We start from the raw sequence: 13,095 nt of genomic DNA on the forward strand, positions 1-13,095 counted from the left end.
AGAGGAAGCGCCATGCTTTGCCTGGAAAGCGGGCGCGCCCCGGCTTAGCCCCCTGGATCGGGGCGGAAATCAGCCTGTGGAGAGCAGCTCGTCCTGAGCGCGGACCAGGCTGGCGGGGCGCATGTCCATCCAGTTTTGCTCGATGTGGTCGAGACAGGTCTGGCGGTCGGCGGGGCCGAAACTCGTTTGCCAACCGTCCGGAATCGGCGCGAATTCGGGCCAGAGCGAGTACTGGCCCTCATCGTTGATCAGGGAGAAAAAAACGCCTTCCTTGTTGTCGAACGGATTCGCCATGGTACGTCTCCTTATAACTTACTAATGATGTTTGCCTGGTAATTGTCCAATGTTTATATGAATAGCATAACAACTCAAAATATAAATGTCATCAGGCGAGTGTGGTTTTATTACGAGCGATTTGCTTAGTTTTTGGCACCGGCGCGCCATCTGGTGGCAGAAAATGGCCGATGCGGGAGAAATGATTGTGAACAGGCTCTTGGCAACTGTCGCAAGCGATGAGGCGTCTTGCTCCGGATTCGTCGCCATTATCGGTTTCAATGCCGCCGCGCCCGGCTATTCGGCTCCCGAGGCCAGGCCGATGTCGCCCAGCTGTTGGCGGTACTGGCGCGGCGTCAGGCCCGTCAAGGCCTTGAACTGCCGGCTGAAGGCGCTGTGGTCGGCATAGCCGCAGCGCAGGGCCACTTCGGTGATGGCCATGTCCTGATGCAGCAGCCGGTGCGCGTGCTCAAGCCTGGCCTTGTGTATCATTTGCCGCGGCGACAGGTGGAACACCTTTTTGCAGTAGCGCTCCAGCTGGGCGGCGGACATGCCGGCGATGCCGGTGAGCTCCGCCATGGTGACCGGCTGGCTGAAGTTGCGGCGGATGAACTCGTCCACCGCCACCAGGCGTTTGTAGGCCGGGTGGGTCTTGCTGGCCGATTGCAGGTCCAGCGAGATGCCTATCAGGCCGATGATCTCGTCTTGCCGGTCGCGCAACGGCCATTTGTAGGTCAGGCACCAGCCCGGCTCCCGGTTCTTGAACAGATGCAGTTCCAGCTGGCTTTCCAGCACCAGGCCGTCTTGCAGCACCTTCAGATCCTGCGCCGTATACGCCGGCCCCAGCTGGGCCGGGAATACCTCCGCGCTGGTCTTGCCCAGCAGCGGCCGCAGCTCCTTCTGTCCGCAGCGTTGCACCAGCGTCCGATTGGCGCAGAGATAGCGCGCCTGCCTGTCCTTGATGAAGATGGCCGCATTGGGGATCAGGTTCAGCACCGGCAATAACGGGGCGATGCCCGCCAGCAGCGCGTCTATCGTCGCCGGGCGGATCTCGTCCCGCCAGCGGGCGAGGTTTTCCACGGTCAAGCTCGTCATCTTTCCCGCCTTTCCAGATGCGCCAGGCGCCGCGACGTCCATTGCCGCGTCGTCATTCCGAATGTTCTTTTGCTCCATCCAGCCCGCGGCCCGCGGCCAAGCCCCTTTAAGAGCCGCTAACAAAACCTCGCAGAGTCCTTGAGCCAAGGCGCGCCGACGCAGGCAGTACAGAGAGTACGACAAGGAGGCGCAACGCAGGATCAGGGGTTTTGTTAGCGGGTCTAAACGCAAACTATGCCGATTTCGTCATCGCAATTGATGATAACCATCAAGATCGGCGGCGACAACGCAGCCATGCTAGCGGGGTGGAATCGAATACCGATGCGGCGCGGAGGTTCAATGGAATCAACGGCCTGAGAGACGACGGCGCGGACGGCCGGACTGGATGGGGTGGGGGAATGGACAAGCGAATGAAGCAGATCGAGATCATCGACTCGCACACCGGGGGCGAGCCCACCCGGCTGGTGCTGAGCGGATTCCCCGCGTTGGCGGGGTCCACCATGGCCGACAAACGCGACGCGTTGCGCGAGCGGCACGACGGGTGGCGCCGCGCCTGCCTGCTGGAGCCGCGCGGCAGCGATGTGCTGGTGGGCGCGCTGTATTGCGAGCCGGTTTCGCCCGACGCCGCCTGCGGGGTGATCTTCTTCAACAACACCGGTTATCTGGGCATGTGCGGCCACGGCACCATAGGCCTGATCGCCTCCTTGCATTACCTGGGACGCATCGCGCCCGGCACGCACAAGATCGACACCCCGGTGGGGCCGGTCGGCGCCGTCCTGCATGAAGACGGCTCGGTGACGCTGCGCAATGTGCCGGCCTACCGCTACCGCCGGCAGGCGGCGGTGGAGGTGGCCGGCCATGGAACGGTGACCGGCGACATCGCCTGGGGCGGCAACTGGTTCTTTCTGGTGGCCGAGCACGGCCTGAGCGTGCGGCTGGACAATGTCGAGGCGCTGAGCGCGTTTTCCTGGGCCGTGTTGCAGGCGCTGGAAGCGCAGGGCGTCACCGGCGCCGACGGCGCGGGCATCGATCATGTCGAGCTGTTCGCCGACGACGAAGACGCCGACAGCCGCAACTTCGTCATGTGCCCGGGCAAGGCCTACGACCGTTCCCCCTGCGGCACCGGCACCAGCGCCAAGCTGGCCTGCCTGGCGGCCGACGGCAAGCTGGCCGAAGGCGACGAGTGGGTGCAGGCCGGCATCACCGGCAGCCGCTTCATCGGCTATTACCAGCGCGAAGGCGACTGCATCCGCCCCTACATCACCGGCCGCGCCCACATCACGGCGCGCGCCACATTGCTGATCGACGAAGAAGACCCGTTCGCGTGGGGCATCTGAATCCCCGCGCGTCCCAATCCGCCTCTACCACCTGAATGAATGCCGCAAGGAGCAAGACAATGAGCGACAACATTTTCACCGGCTGCATCCCGGCCCTGATGACCCCGTGCACCGCCGATCGCCAGCCGGATTTCGACGCGCTGGCGGCCAAGGGCCGCGAACTGGTATCCCTGGGCATGAGCGCGGTGGTGTACTGCGGCTCGATGGGCGACTGGCCGCTGCTGAGCGAGGCCCAGCGCCAGGAGGGCGTGGCGCGGCTGGTGGCCGCCGGCGTGCCGACCATCGTGGGCACTGGCGCCGTCAACACCCGCGAGGCGGTTTCCCACGCCGCCCACGCCGCCAGCGTGGGGGCGCATGGCTTGATGGTGATCCCGCGCGTGCTGTCGCGCGGCGCGTCGCCGGCCGCGCAAAAAGCGCATTTCTCGGCCATCCTGGCCGCCGCGTCCAAGCTGCCGGCCGTGATCTACAACAGCCCTTACTACGGCTTCGCCACCCGCGCCGACCTGTTCTTCGAGCTGCGCCGCGCCCATCCCAATCTGATCGGTTTCAAGGAGTTCGGCGGCGCCGCCGACATGCGCTACGCCGCCGAGCACATCACCTCGCAGGACGGCGAAGTCACGCTGATGGTGGGGGTGGACACCCAGGTGGTGCACGGCTTCGTCAATTGCAACGCCACCGGCGCCATCACCGGCATCGGCAACGCGCTGCCGCGCGAAGTGCTGCACCTGGTGGCCTTGAGCCAGGCCGCGGCCAGGGGGGACGCCGTCGCCCGCCGCCGCGCGCACGAACTGGAGTCGGCGCTGGCCGTGCTGTCCTCCTTCGACGAGGGCTGCGACCTGGTGCTGTATTACAAGCACCTGATGGTGCTGAACGGCGACAAGGAATACGCGCTGCATTTCAACGAGACCGACGCGCTGAGCGCCGCCCAGCGCCGCTATGCCGAAACCCAGTACGCGCTGTTCCGCGAGTGGTACCGCCACTGGTCGGCCGAGCAAAACGTCGCCTGATACCCCATCCCCGCCGCGCCCTTGGCGGCGCGGCCGGTCCCTTATTCACGCAGGAAACATGATGAATCTGACAGGGAAGATGTTGATCGGCGGGCAGGCCGTCGCCGGCCGCCGCGGTGTGATCCGGGCCATAGACCCGTCCACCGATCAGCCGCTGGAGCCGGGCTATCCCGGCGCGGACCGCGAACAGGTGGAGCAGGCCTGCCTGCTGGCCTGGGACGCGTTCGACGGCTACCGCGACACCGCGCCGGAAACGCGGGCGCGCTTGCTCGAAACCATCGCCGACGAGATCGAGGCGCTGGGCGACGAGTTGATCACGCGCGCGATGGCCGAGACCGGCCTGCCGCGCGCGCGCCTGCAGGGCGAGCGCGGCCGCGCCTGCGGCCAGCTGCGGCTGTTCGCCCGCGCGCTGCGGGCCGGCGAGTGGCTGGACGCGCGGGTGGACCCGGCCATGCCGCAGCGCCAGCCGCTGCCGCGCGCCGACCTGCGCCAGCGCCAGGTGGCGCTGGGGCCGGTGGCGGTGTTCGGCGCCAGCAATTTCCCGCTGGCCTTCTCGGTGGCCGGCGGCGACACCGCCTCCGCGCTGGCGGCCGGTTGCCCGGTCATCGTCAAGGCCCACAGCGCCCATCCCGGCGCCAGCGAGCTGGCGGGGCGGGCCATCGCGCGGGCGGTGGCGAAATGCGGGCTGCCGGCCGGCGTGTTCGCGCTGCTGTTCGGCGAAGGCCGCGAAGCGGGGCAGGCGCTGGTGGCCGATCCGCGCGTCAAGGCGGTGGGCTTCACTGGCTCGCGCGGCGGCGGCCTGGCCTTGTGCCGGCTGGCGCAAAGCCGGCCGGAGCCGATTCCGGTTTACGCGGAAATGAGCGCCACCAATCCGGTGTTCCTGCTGCCGACGGCGCTGCGGGCGCGCGGCGAGGCGCTGGCGCAGGGTTTCGTCGGCTCGCTGACGCAGGGCGCGGGGCAGTTCTGCACCAATCCCGGCCTGATCGTCGCCGAGGAAGGCCCGGCGCTGGACGGCTTCATCGCCGCCGCGGCCGCCATCCTTGGTGGCAGCCCGGCGCAGACCATGCTGACGCCCGGCATCTTCCGCGCCTACCAGGCCGGCGTCGACGCTTGGTCCGGCCATGCCCGGCTGGCGGCCGCCGGCCTGCCGGCCACCGGGCCGAACCAGTGCCAGGCCCAGCTGTGGCTGGCCGACGCGGAGGACTACCTGGCCAAGCCGGCATTGCGGGCCGAAGTGTTCGGCGCCGCCGCCCTGATCGTGCGATGCCGGGACGCGGGGGCGTTCCGCCAGTTCGCCGAGCAACTGGAAGGCCAGCTGACCGCCACGCTGCAGCTGGACGAGGCCGATCTGGACCTGGCCCACGCGCTGCTGCCCACGCTGGAGCGCAAGGCCGGCCGCATCCTGGTGAACGGCTGGCCCACCGGCGTGGAGGTGTGCGACGCCATCGTGCACGGCGGGCCGTTTCCGGCCACCTCGGACGCGCGGGCCACCTCGGTGGGCACGGCAGCCATCCAGCGCTTCCTGCGGCCGGTCTGCTACCAGGATTTTCCGGATGCGCTGCTGCCGCCGGCATTGCAACAGGCCAATCCGCTGGCGCTGCGCCGCCTGCTGGACGGCGGTCGGGAGGGCTGAGCGATGACGTCCGCTCTCGCGCCCGGCGCCGCCGTCATCGTGGTGGGCGCCGGCATTGTCGGCATCGCCGTCGCCCTGCAACTGCGTCTGGCCGGTTTCGAGGTGACGCTGCTGGACCGCGGCGAGCCGGCGATGGAAACCAGCTACGGCAACGCCGGCGCCTTCGCCGTCAGCGACGTGATTCCGCTGGCCGAGCCGGGCGTGCTGCGCAAGGTGCCCGGCTGGATGCTGAACCCGCTGGGCCCGCTGGCCCTGCGCTGGCGGTACCTGCCCACGCTGGCGCCCTGGCTGCTGCGCTTTCTGGCCGCCAGCCGGCCGCGCCGCGTGGCCGAGCTGACGCAGGCGCTGGCCGCCTTGCTGGGCCGGGTCAACGACGACTACGCCGCGCTGATAGCGCGGGCCGGTCTCGGCCATCTGTGGCGGCGGCACGGCAACCTGACGCTGTATCGCAGCCGGGAGGAGTTCGACGCCGCCGCGGCGGACTGGGACGCCAAGCGCCGCCATGGCGTGCGATGGCAGGCGCTGGACCGCGAGGCGCTGGTGGGAGAGGAGGGGATTGTGGGCGAGGAATGGCGCTACGCGGTCCAGGTACCGGCGTGGTCCCACGTGGACGACCCCTATGTCTTCAGCCGCGGCCTGTTCGACGCCTTTATCCGCGAGGGCGGCCGCTTTGTCCGGGACGAGGCGCTGGCCACGGCGATGGAGGCCGGCCGCGTGGTTGGCGTGGACACGGCCGACGGCGACCGCCTGCGCGCCGACGCGGTGGTGATCGCCTGCGGCGTGTGGAGCGACCGCTTCGTCAAACAGCACAACTACCGCGTGCCGCTGGAAAGCGAGCGCGGCTACCACGTCAATCTGCCCAAGGCCGGCGTGGCGCTGCGCCACTTCATCCAGTGCGCCAGCGAGAGCTTCGTCATCCTGCCGATGACCAACGGCGGCCTGCGTCTGGCCGGCACGGTGGAGCTGGCGCACCGCGACGCGCCGCCGGACTGGCGCCGCGCCCACATCCTGCTGGACAAGGCCAGGCGCATCGTCGGCGACTTCTCCACCGAAGACATGGCGGTGTGGATGGGCAACCGTCCGTCGCTGCCGGACACCCTGCCCATCATCGGCCCGGCGCCGCAGCCGGGGCTGTGGTTCGCCACCGGCCACGGCCATCTGGGCCTGACGCTGGCGGCCACCACCGGCGCGCTGCTGCGCGACATGCTGCAAGGGCGGACTCCGGCGCTGGACATGCGGCCGTATCGGCTATCTCGTTTTTGACCCCGCCGCAGGTCGGCAGAGACCGGCCGCGGCGGGGGAGCGGTAGCAGGGCGGGCCGGGTGGCTTGCCCTGATCAATGCAGCAATAAAGGAGACATCTGATGGCTTGGAACAAACTGTTTGCGGAGTGGAACTGGGTGCTGGCGCTGGGCGGCATGATGGCGCCGTTCGCCATGGCGGCGGCCCATGCCGATACCGTGGTCAAGATAGGCTTCGCCTCGCCGTTGTCCGGTCCGCAGGCCCACTATGGCAAGGACAATGAAAACGCCGCCAAAATGGCGGTGGACGATGTCAACGCCAAGGGCCTGGTGGTGGGCGGACAGAAGATCAAGTTCGAACTGGTGTCCGAGGACGACCAGGCCGACCCGCGCATCGGCACCCAGGCGGCGCAGCGGCTGGTGGATGCCGGCGTCAAGGCCGTCATCGGCCACTTCAACTCCGGCGTGTCCATCCCGGCCTCGCGCCTGTATTCCGACGCCGGCATTCCGCAGCTGTCGGTGGCCACCAACCCGGCCTATACCCAGCAAGGCTATAAAACCACCTTCCGCCTGGTGGGCAGCGACAGCCAGGTGGGCGGCGCGCTGGGGCAGTTCGCCGTCAAGACGCTGAAGGCCAAGAGCATCGTCGCCATCGACGACCGCACCGCCTACGGTCAGGGCATCGCCGACGAGTTCGTCAAGGCGGTGGCCGCCAACGGCGGCAAGGTGACGCGCCGCGAATTCACCACCGACAAAGCCACCGACTTCACCGCCATCCTGACCTCGCTGAAGGCCGTCAATCCGGACGTGGTGTTTTACGGCGGCGCCGACGCCCAGGCCGCGCCTATGGTCAAGCAGATGAAACGGCTGGGGCTGAAGGCCAGGCTGATGGGCGGGGACATGCTCAACACGCCCACCTTCATCCAGCTGGCCGGCGCGGACGCGGCCGGCCATTACTCGGCGGTGGCCGGCGGCGTGCTCGGCGCCCGCCCAGCGGGCAAGGCGTTCGAGCGCCGCTACAAGGAACGCTTCCATCAAGACGTGGTGCTGCTGGGGCCGCAGTTCTACGACGGCGTGATGCTGGTGGCCGCGGCGATGAAACAGGCGGGCTCGGTGGAGCCGGCCAAATACCTGCCCAAGTTGGCCGCCATCCGCTACAGCGGCGTGACGGCGGACTTCGCCTTCGCTCCCAACGGCAATCTGTTGAAAGCGCCGGTGACGCTGTCGGTGGTGAAGAACAACGGCTGGACCGTGGAGACGGTGGTCCGCTGAGCGCGGCCAGGCAAGACGACATTTCCCCCGGCGTACTCCTCCGCCTTCGGGCCGGCCCCATTGATTGGGGGCCGGCTTCTTTTTCATTGATTGCCGAATGGGCTTGGAACTGCGCTGGCGGCATGGCGGCGGGGGCGACAGGAGTTGTCCGCGATGTTCGTTGGCAGCTTCATTCAAGAAAGCCGACAGGCCTTCCTGTATTTGTAGGTAGCCAGAGTTATTAATCCGGCAGTAATAATCCGTACAGATTGTATACTTCCGGCATGGAAAAAATCGATGTGCGCAAGCTTGAACTGGCCGCCCGTGAGCAGCTGAGGCGTACCGCTATCCGGATGTACAAGCGAGGCCGGTCTCAAGCCAGTATTGCCGAAGAACTCGGGCTGCGCCGCCCCACCATTTCCGCCTGGGTGGTGCGTGAGGCAGCACTAGGTGCGCAGGGATTCAAAGAACAGAAGCGCGGTCGCGCCGAAGGCACCGGCCGTCGGCTGACCGAGGCGCAGGAAGCCCGGATCAAGCAGGACATCGTGGATCGCACGCCAGACCAGATGAAGCTGAGGTTTGCCCTGTGGAGTGCTCAGGCGGTCAAGGCTGTAATCAAGCAGATGTTTCTGATCGATCTGCCGATCCGTACTGTCCGTCTGTACTTGGCCCGCTGGGGCTTTACGCCGCAGCGCCCGCTCAAACGCGCTTATGAGCAGCGACCGGCAGCAGTCGAGAAATGGCTCAAGGAGGAATACCCGGCTATCGTCGCGCGTGCCAAAGCGGAAATGGCTGAAATCAGCTGGGGCGACGAATCGGCGGTGTCGAGTGTTGAGCACTTTCCGCGTGGCTACGCCCCAAAAGGCCAAACCCCAGTTCTGGTGTTATCCCAATCGAAAAGAGCGCGCATCAACTTGATTTCGGCCATTACCAACCAAGGCAAGATGCGCTTCATGCTGTACCGGGAGACCTTGACGGCCCGGGTGCTGATCAAGTTTCTGATGCGGCTGATCCGTGATGCTGGCGGCAAGAAGGTGTTCTTGATCCTCGACAACTTGCGCGTGCATCACAGCAAGCTGGTGCAAGCATGGTTGGAGGAGGAAGAGAACAAGAAGGCGATTGAGTTGTTCTTCCTGCCCAGCTACTCACCGGAACTGAACCCGGATGAATACTTGAACGGCGACCTGAAGGCCAGAATGAGCGCAGGTGAGCCGGTTCGATCAGACGGTCAACTTCAAGGGAAAGTGCTGTCCCATTTACGCTCATTGCAGAAGCAGCCGGCCAGAATCCGGTCGTACTTCCGGCATGAAAAAATCCGCTACGCGGCATGAGCTTTCTGTACGGTATTTGACTGCCGGATTAATAGTTTAAATGGTCTGTCGTACCAACAGCCAGGTGATAAGTCTTAGGTTATGGGGCCGACAGAGATGGCATCAGTCATCGCTGCGATCAGGCAGCCTTGAACCGAATGAACCAATACCCGGTCGCGCGGCTTACACCGCCATTTGAATCGCCATGGCGCCTCTAGACGGAAGTATTGCTTTTCAAACGCTACCTGCGATAGCCCGTTTTGGGAACCGTGCCGGCGCTGCGGATTGTAGAACATTGCGATGTAATCGAGGATGTCTCGCAGAGCTTCCTCCCGGTCGTGGCAGGTTTTTGCTTGATACGCTCCCGCTTCAGCAACTGGAAGAAACTCTCCGCCGCGGCATTGTCGTGTCAGTTCCCGCGCAGACTCATGCTGGGCATCAAGCGATGGGCCTTCAAGAAGTCCTGCCAGTCAGAACTACTGAACCTCCTTCCCTGCTTGGAGTGCACCAACACCTCCTGCTTTGGCTGACGCCGCCATAGCGCCATCAACAAGGCATTCTGCACCCGCTCTCCATCGATTCGTGACTGCATCGACCAGCCAATGACTTGTCGAGAGCGCAGGTCGAGCAGCAGAGCCAGGTCCCGTTTTAGTTCTGCTTTGAGACGGCGGCTTTCGTTTTGTTGGTCTACCGATTTGGCTGACTTGGCATGCTTGGGGCTGTAACGTTTCCGCCATTGATACAGGCTGTGGGCAGATGCGCCGAGATGATTGGTAACTCTGGCAATGGGGTTGCCGCATTCGGTAAGCTGTGTGACGGCTTCAATTGTGGACTCTTCGGGGAACCGCTGCCTGCTCATGACGCCTCCTTGTAGGGCCTGGTGTGAGGTTCTTGAGGTGTTTGGGAAAGGAGGGGCGATTCAATTTGTGATGATTCACTTTCTATAGATAGACGTATCAATAAGCGAGGCCCCTGCACATTGCATCAGTGCTTCACCCATCCGGATGCCTGCATTTTTTTGACAAGCATCTATGCTGGAATGGCTAGGACATGTTCGGCTCCCCGGTCGGGGCGGGAGTCGAGACTACATGGGGAGGCGTAGATGAAACTGGACGATTTCAACGTGGTGGCCGACCTGATCGGCATGAAGAAGCGCTCGCGCGAGGCGGTGTGGCTGATGGAGGTGGAGGGCATGACCGGCTATTCCGCCGCCCAGCAGATGGACATCAGCGAATCCACCGTCTCCCGCGCCCACGCGCGCTTCCGGCGCGCCATCAGGCAGGTGAACGAGTTGGCGGGGCATTTGCCCCTGCACTGAGATTGCCGTTCATTGCAGCGATTGGCCCGGAGCGGCTTTGGCCTCTCCGGGCTTTTTGTCGCGCGGGCTGGTTTGGCATGCCGGCGCCAATCGGCGGCCAAGGTGGAACGGCTGCTGGCGGCTTTCGCCGACTGGCTGGAGGCGGTGCGCGGCTGATTTCCGGCCGGGCGGGGGCTTCTGTTAATTTGCTTGTCAGCGGCCGGGCGGCGCGGCGGCTCGATGGTATAACCAAGGCAATGCGGGGCCGTCCGGCCCCGTCCAGCCAAGAGTGGATGCCATGCGTTTCGCGATTACCCTGTCCGATCGTTTCAAGCCGGTGCTGGATGTCTTTCTGCAGGCCGGCTGGCAGCCGGTAAAGGTATTCTGCACGCCGGTGGACCACCGGATGCACCACCACAAGGCCTCGGTGACCTTCGCCGAGCAGCGCAAGCTGCCGCTGCAGCTGTCGCCGATGCGGCAGCGGGACCTGGAGGAGCTGGCCGATCTCGGCTGCGAGGCGTTGCTGGTGGGCAGCTACAACTGGCGCATCCCGGACTGGACGCCGTATCTGAAATACGCGGTCAACTTCCATCCGTCGCCGCTGCCGCTGGGGCGCGGGCCGTATCCGCAGGTGCGCGCCTTGCTGGACGGGCATCGCGAGTGGGGCTGCAGCTGCCACAAGGTGGGGCCGGAGTTCGACACCGGGGACATCCTGGCGCAGCAGCGTTTCGAACTGGGCGAAACCGACAGCCATCAGATGCTGGACATCAAGCTGCAATTGGCGCTGCACCGGCTCAGTCACCAGGTGGCCAATCAGTTCGAGCAGCTGTGGAGCGAGGCGCGGCCGCAGGGCGACGGCGGCAGCTACTGGCCGCTGTGGACGGACCAGGACCGGATGCTGGACTTCACGCGCGGCACAGCCGACCTGCTGCGCCAGCTGCGAGCCTTCGGCGATTTCGAGTGCGCGGCGACGATCAACAACATCACCATCTTCATCCATCGCGCCGAGGGCTGGGCCGAAACCCACAACTTCGCGCCCGGCGCCCTGATCTATTCGCAGGCCGAGCAACTGCTGGTGGCAACCGCCGACGGCATGCTGCTGATCAGCGAATGGAGTTTGTACGGGCCGGACGCGATCACCGGGCGTTACCGTTAGCGATCGCCGCATGGTCAAACGGCGCCATCCCGAGGGATGGCGCCGTTTTGTCTGAGGGGAGGGCGACTAAAGCACTTCGCCGGCGTAGTCGGCCAGCCGCGAGCGCTCGCCGCGCTGCAACGTGATGTGGGCTGAATGGTTCCAGCCCTTGAAGCGGTCCACCACATAGGTCAGGCCGGAACTGCCTTCGGTCAGATAAGGGGTGTCGATCTGGCTGACGTTGCCCAGGCAGACCACCTTGGTGCCGGGGCCGGCGCGGGTGATCAGCGTCTTCATCTGCTTGGGCGTCAGGTTCTGCGCCTCGTCTATGATCAGGTATTTGTTGAGGAAGGTGCGGCCGCGCATGAAGTTCAGGCTCTTGACCTTGATCCGGCTGCGTATCAGGTCGCGGGTGGCGGCGCGGCCCCAGTCGCCGCCGTCGTCGTCGCTCTTGTTCAGCACGTCGAGGTTGTCTTCCAGCGCGCCCATCCACGGCGCCATCTTTTCCTCCTCGGTGCCGGGCAGGAAGCCGATGTCTTCGCCGACCGGCACGGTGACGCGGGTCATGATGATTTCGGAGTACAGCTTCTGCTCCAGCGTCATCGCCAGCCCCGCCGCCAGCGTCAGCAGCGTCTTGCCGGTGCCGGCCTGACCCAGCAGCGTGATGAAGTCGACGTTCGGGTCCATCAGCATGTTCAGCGCGAAGTTCTGTTCGCGGTTGCGCGCGGTGATGCCCCAGACGTTGTTCTTGTTGTGGCTATAGTCCTTCAGCGTCTCCAGCACCGCGCTCTTGCCTTCCTGGCGGATCACCCGTGCCTGGAACGGCTTCTCGCCCTCGTGCCACAGCAGCTGGTTGACGTAGAGCGCGCCGCAGTCGGGGCCGGCCAGCTGGTAGTAGCTGCGGCCGTGCTCCTGCCACGACTTCATGTCCTTGCTGTTGCGTTCCCAGAAGGTCTGGTCGATCTCGCGCGTGCCGGTGTACAGCACGTCGGTGTCTTCCAACACCTTGTCGTTGAAGTAGTCCTCGGCTTCCAGGCCCAGCGCGCGGGCCTTGATGCGCATATTGATGTCTTTCGACACCAGGATGACGGAGCGGCCTTGGTAATGGCCTTTCAGCGCCATCACGATGCCGAGTATCTGGTTGTCGGCCTTGCCCATGGGCAGCGACGACGGCAGCGTGCCGTTGATGGCCTGGGTCTGCAGGATCAGCCTGCCGCTGGCGGCGTCGCGGCTGGCGTGCTTCAGCGGAATGCCGTCGGTGATGTTCAGCTCGTTGCCGCTGATGATGTCGTCGAGGAAGCGGCTGGCCTGGCGGGCGTTGCGAGCCACTTCGGACATGCCCTTCTTGTGGGTGTCCAGTTCTTCCAGGGTGATGATGGGGATGAACACATCGTGTTCTTCAAAGCGGTACAGACAGGTGGGGTCGTGCAACAGTACATTGGTGTCCAGAACAAACAGCTTGCACGCGGTGGTCTTTTTGCGGCCGGCCATGGTGTGGTCCCCTAGTTCGTGTTGTG

The 13,095-nt window shown here is 65.2% G+C and carries 11 protein-coding genes and 2 pseudogenes; 8 read left to right on the forward strand and 5 right to left on the reverse strand.

From position 1 onward, the window contains the following. Positions 1–69 precede the first annotated feature (69 nt). Both CXB49_RS07670 and CXB49_RS07675 read right to left on the reverse strand, forming a co-directional pair. The gene (locus tag CXB49_RS07670; protein WP_101707841.1) at positions 70–294 is read right to left on the reverse strand and encodes an MbtH family protein; all 225 of its coding nucleotides are present in this window, start codon (positions 292–294) and stop codon (positions 70–72) included. 276 nt (positions 295–570) lie between these two features. Then, positions 571–1,368, reverse strand: a complete 798-nt coding sequence (locus CXB49_RS07675) for an AraC family transcriptional regulator (RefSeq protein WP_101707842.1) — start codon at positions 1,366–1,368, stop codon at positions 571–573. A 410-nt stretch (positions 1,369–1,778) separates the two neighbouring features. On the opposite strand from CXB49_RS07675, the gene CXB49_RS07680 reads away from it, so the two are divergent. From CXB49_RS07680 to CXB49_RS07705, 6 genes are all read left to right on the forward strand, one after another. Next, complete coding sequence (locus CXB49_RS07680) at positions 1,779–2,705, forward strand: 4-hydroxyproline epimerase (protein WP_101707843.1); 927 nt, start codon at positions 1,779–1,781, stop codon at positions 2,703–2,705. A 59-nt stretch (positions 2,706–2,764) separates the two neighbouring features. Then, positions 2,765–3,712, forward strand: a complete 948-nt coding sequence (locus tag CXB49_RS07685; protein ID WP_101707844.1) for a dihydrodipicolinate synthase family protein — start codon at positions 2,765–2,767, stop codon at positions 3,710–3,712. Positions 3,713–3,773: 61 nt separating this feature from the next. Next, complete coding sequence (locus tag CXB49_RS07690) at positions 3,774–5,345, forward strand: aldehyde dehydrogenase (NADP(+)) (protein ID WP_101707845.1); 1,572 nt, start codon at positions 3,774–3,776, stop codon at positions 5,343–5,345. 3 nt (positions 5,346–5,348) lie between these two features. Next, the gene (locus tag CXB49_RS07695; protein WP_101707846.1) at positions 5,349–6,608 is read left to right on the forward strand and encodes an FAD-binding oxidoreductase; all 1,260 of its coding nucleotides are present in this window, start codon (positions 5,349–5,351) and stop codon (positions 6,606–6,608) included. 100 nt (positions 6,609–6,708) lie between these two features. Continuing rightward, positions 6,709–7,857, forward strand: coding sequence for a branched-chain amino acid ABC transporter substrate-binding protein (locus tag CXB49_RS07700; RefSeq protein WP_101707847.1), 1,149 nt, complete (start codon positions 6,709–6,711; stop codon positions 7,855–7,857). A gap of 263 nt (positions 7,858–8,120) precedes the next feature. Continuing rightward, on the forward strand, positions 8,121–9,167 hold the full coding sequence (locus tag CXB49_RS07705) for an IS630 family transposase (protein WP_101706528.1): 1,047 nt from the start codon (positions 8,121–8,123) through the stop codon (positions 9,165–9,167). Between the two features lie 203 nt (positions 9,168–9,370). Here the strand turns inward: CXB49_RS07705 and CXB49_RS07710 are convergent. Together CXB49_RS07710 and CXB49_RS24415 are read right to left on the reverse strand one after the other, a co-directional pair. Continuing rightward, a pseudogene (locus CXB49_RS07710) lies at positions 9,371–9,786 on the reverse strand (DDE-type integrase/transposase/recombinase); the annotation flags it as partial. A 69-nt stretch (positions 9,787–9,855) separates the two neighbouring features. Continuing rightward, positions 9,856–10,005, reverse strand: a pseudogene (locus CXB49_RS24415) (transposase); the annotation flags it as partial. A 243-nt stretch (positions 10,006–10,248) separates the two neighbouring features. On the opposite strand from CXB49_RS24415, the gene CXB49_RS07715 reads away from it, so the two are divergent. Both CXB49_RS07715 and CXB49_RS07720 read left to right on the forward strand, forming a co-directional pair. Further along, positions 10,249–10,464, forward strand: coding sequence for a sigma factor-like helix-turn-helix DNA-binding protein (locus tag CXB49_RS07715; RefSeq protein WP_101707848.1), 216 nt, complete (start codon positions 10,249–10,251; stop codon positions 10,462–10,464). A 277-nt stretch (positions 10,465–10,741) separates the two neighbouring features. Further along, the gene (locus tag CXB49_RS07720) at positions 10,742–11,599 is read left to right on the forward strand and encodes a methionyl-tRNA formyltransferase (protein WP_101707849.1); all 858 of its coding nucleotides are present in this window, start codon (positions 10,742–10,744) and stop codon (positions 11,597–11,599) included. A gap of 66 nt (positions 11,600–11,665) precedes the next feature. Here CXB49_RS07720 and CXB49_RS07725 read toward each other — a convergent pair whose 3' ends face one another. Continuing rightward, positions 11,666–13,069 (reverse strand): PhoH family protein, encoded by a 1,404-nt coding sequence (locus tag CXB49_RS07725; protein ID WP_101707850.1) that lies wholly within the window; start codon positions 13,067–13,069, stop codon positions 11,666–11,668. Positions 13,070–13,095 lie beyond the last annotated feature (26 nt).

The sequence above is a fragment of the Chromobacterium sp. ATCC 53434 genome (assembly GCF_002848345.1).
Taxonomy (GTDB): Bacteria; Pseudomonadota; Gammaproteobacteria; order Burkholderiales; family Chromobacteriaceae; genus Chromobacterium.

Excerpts from the sequence above, each read along its gene's own strand:
- CXB49_RS07690 (WP_101707845.1), top strand. The coding sequence starts at position 3,774 with ATGAATCTGACAGGGAAGATGTTGATCGGCGGGCAGGCCGTCGCCGGC.
- CXB49_RS07725 (WP_101707850.1), bottom strand. The coding sequence starts at position 13,069 with ATGGCCGGCCGCAAAAAGACCACCGCGTGCAAGCTGTTTGTTCTGGAC.
- CXB49_RS07715 (WP_101707848.1), top strand. The coding sequence starts at position 10,249 with ATGAAACTGGACGATTTCAACGTGGTGGCCGACCTGATCGGCATGAAG.
- CXB49_RS07670 (WP_101707841.1), bottom strand. The coding sequence starts at position 294 with ATGGCGAATCCGTTCGACAACAAGGAAGGCGTTTTTTTCTCCCTGATC.
- CXB49_RS07700 (WP_101707847.1), top strand. The coding sequence starts at position 6,709 with ATGGCTTGGAACAAACTGTTTGCGGAGTGGAACTGGGTGCTGGCGCTG.
- CXB49_RS07675 (WP_101707842.1), bottom strand. The coding sequence starts at position 1,368 with ATGACGAGCTTGACCGTGGAAAACCTCGCCCGCTGGCGGGACGAGATC.
- CXB49_RS07720 (WP_101707849.1), top strand. The coding sequence starts at position 10,742 with ATGCGTTTCGCGATTACCCTGTCCGATCGTTTCAAGCCGGTGCTGGAT.
- CXB49_RS07680 (WP_101707843.1), top strand. The coding sequence starts at position 1,779 with ATGAAGCAGATCGAGATCATCGACTCGCACACCGGGGGCGAGCCCACC.
- CXB49_RS07695 (WP_101707846.1), top strand. The coding sequence starts at position 5,349 with ATGACGTCCGCTCTCGCGCCCGGCGCCGCCGTCATCGTGGTGGGCGCC.
- CXB49_RS07705 (WP_101706528.1), top strand. The coding sequence starts at position 8,121 with ATGGAAAAAATCGATGTGCGCAAGCTTGAACTGGCCGCCCGTGAGCAG.
- CXB49_RS07685 (WP_101707844.1), top strand. The coding sequence starts at position 2,765 with ATGAGCGACAACATTTTCACCGGCTGCATCCCGGCCCTGATGACCCCG.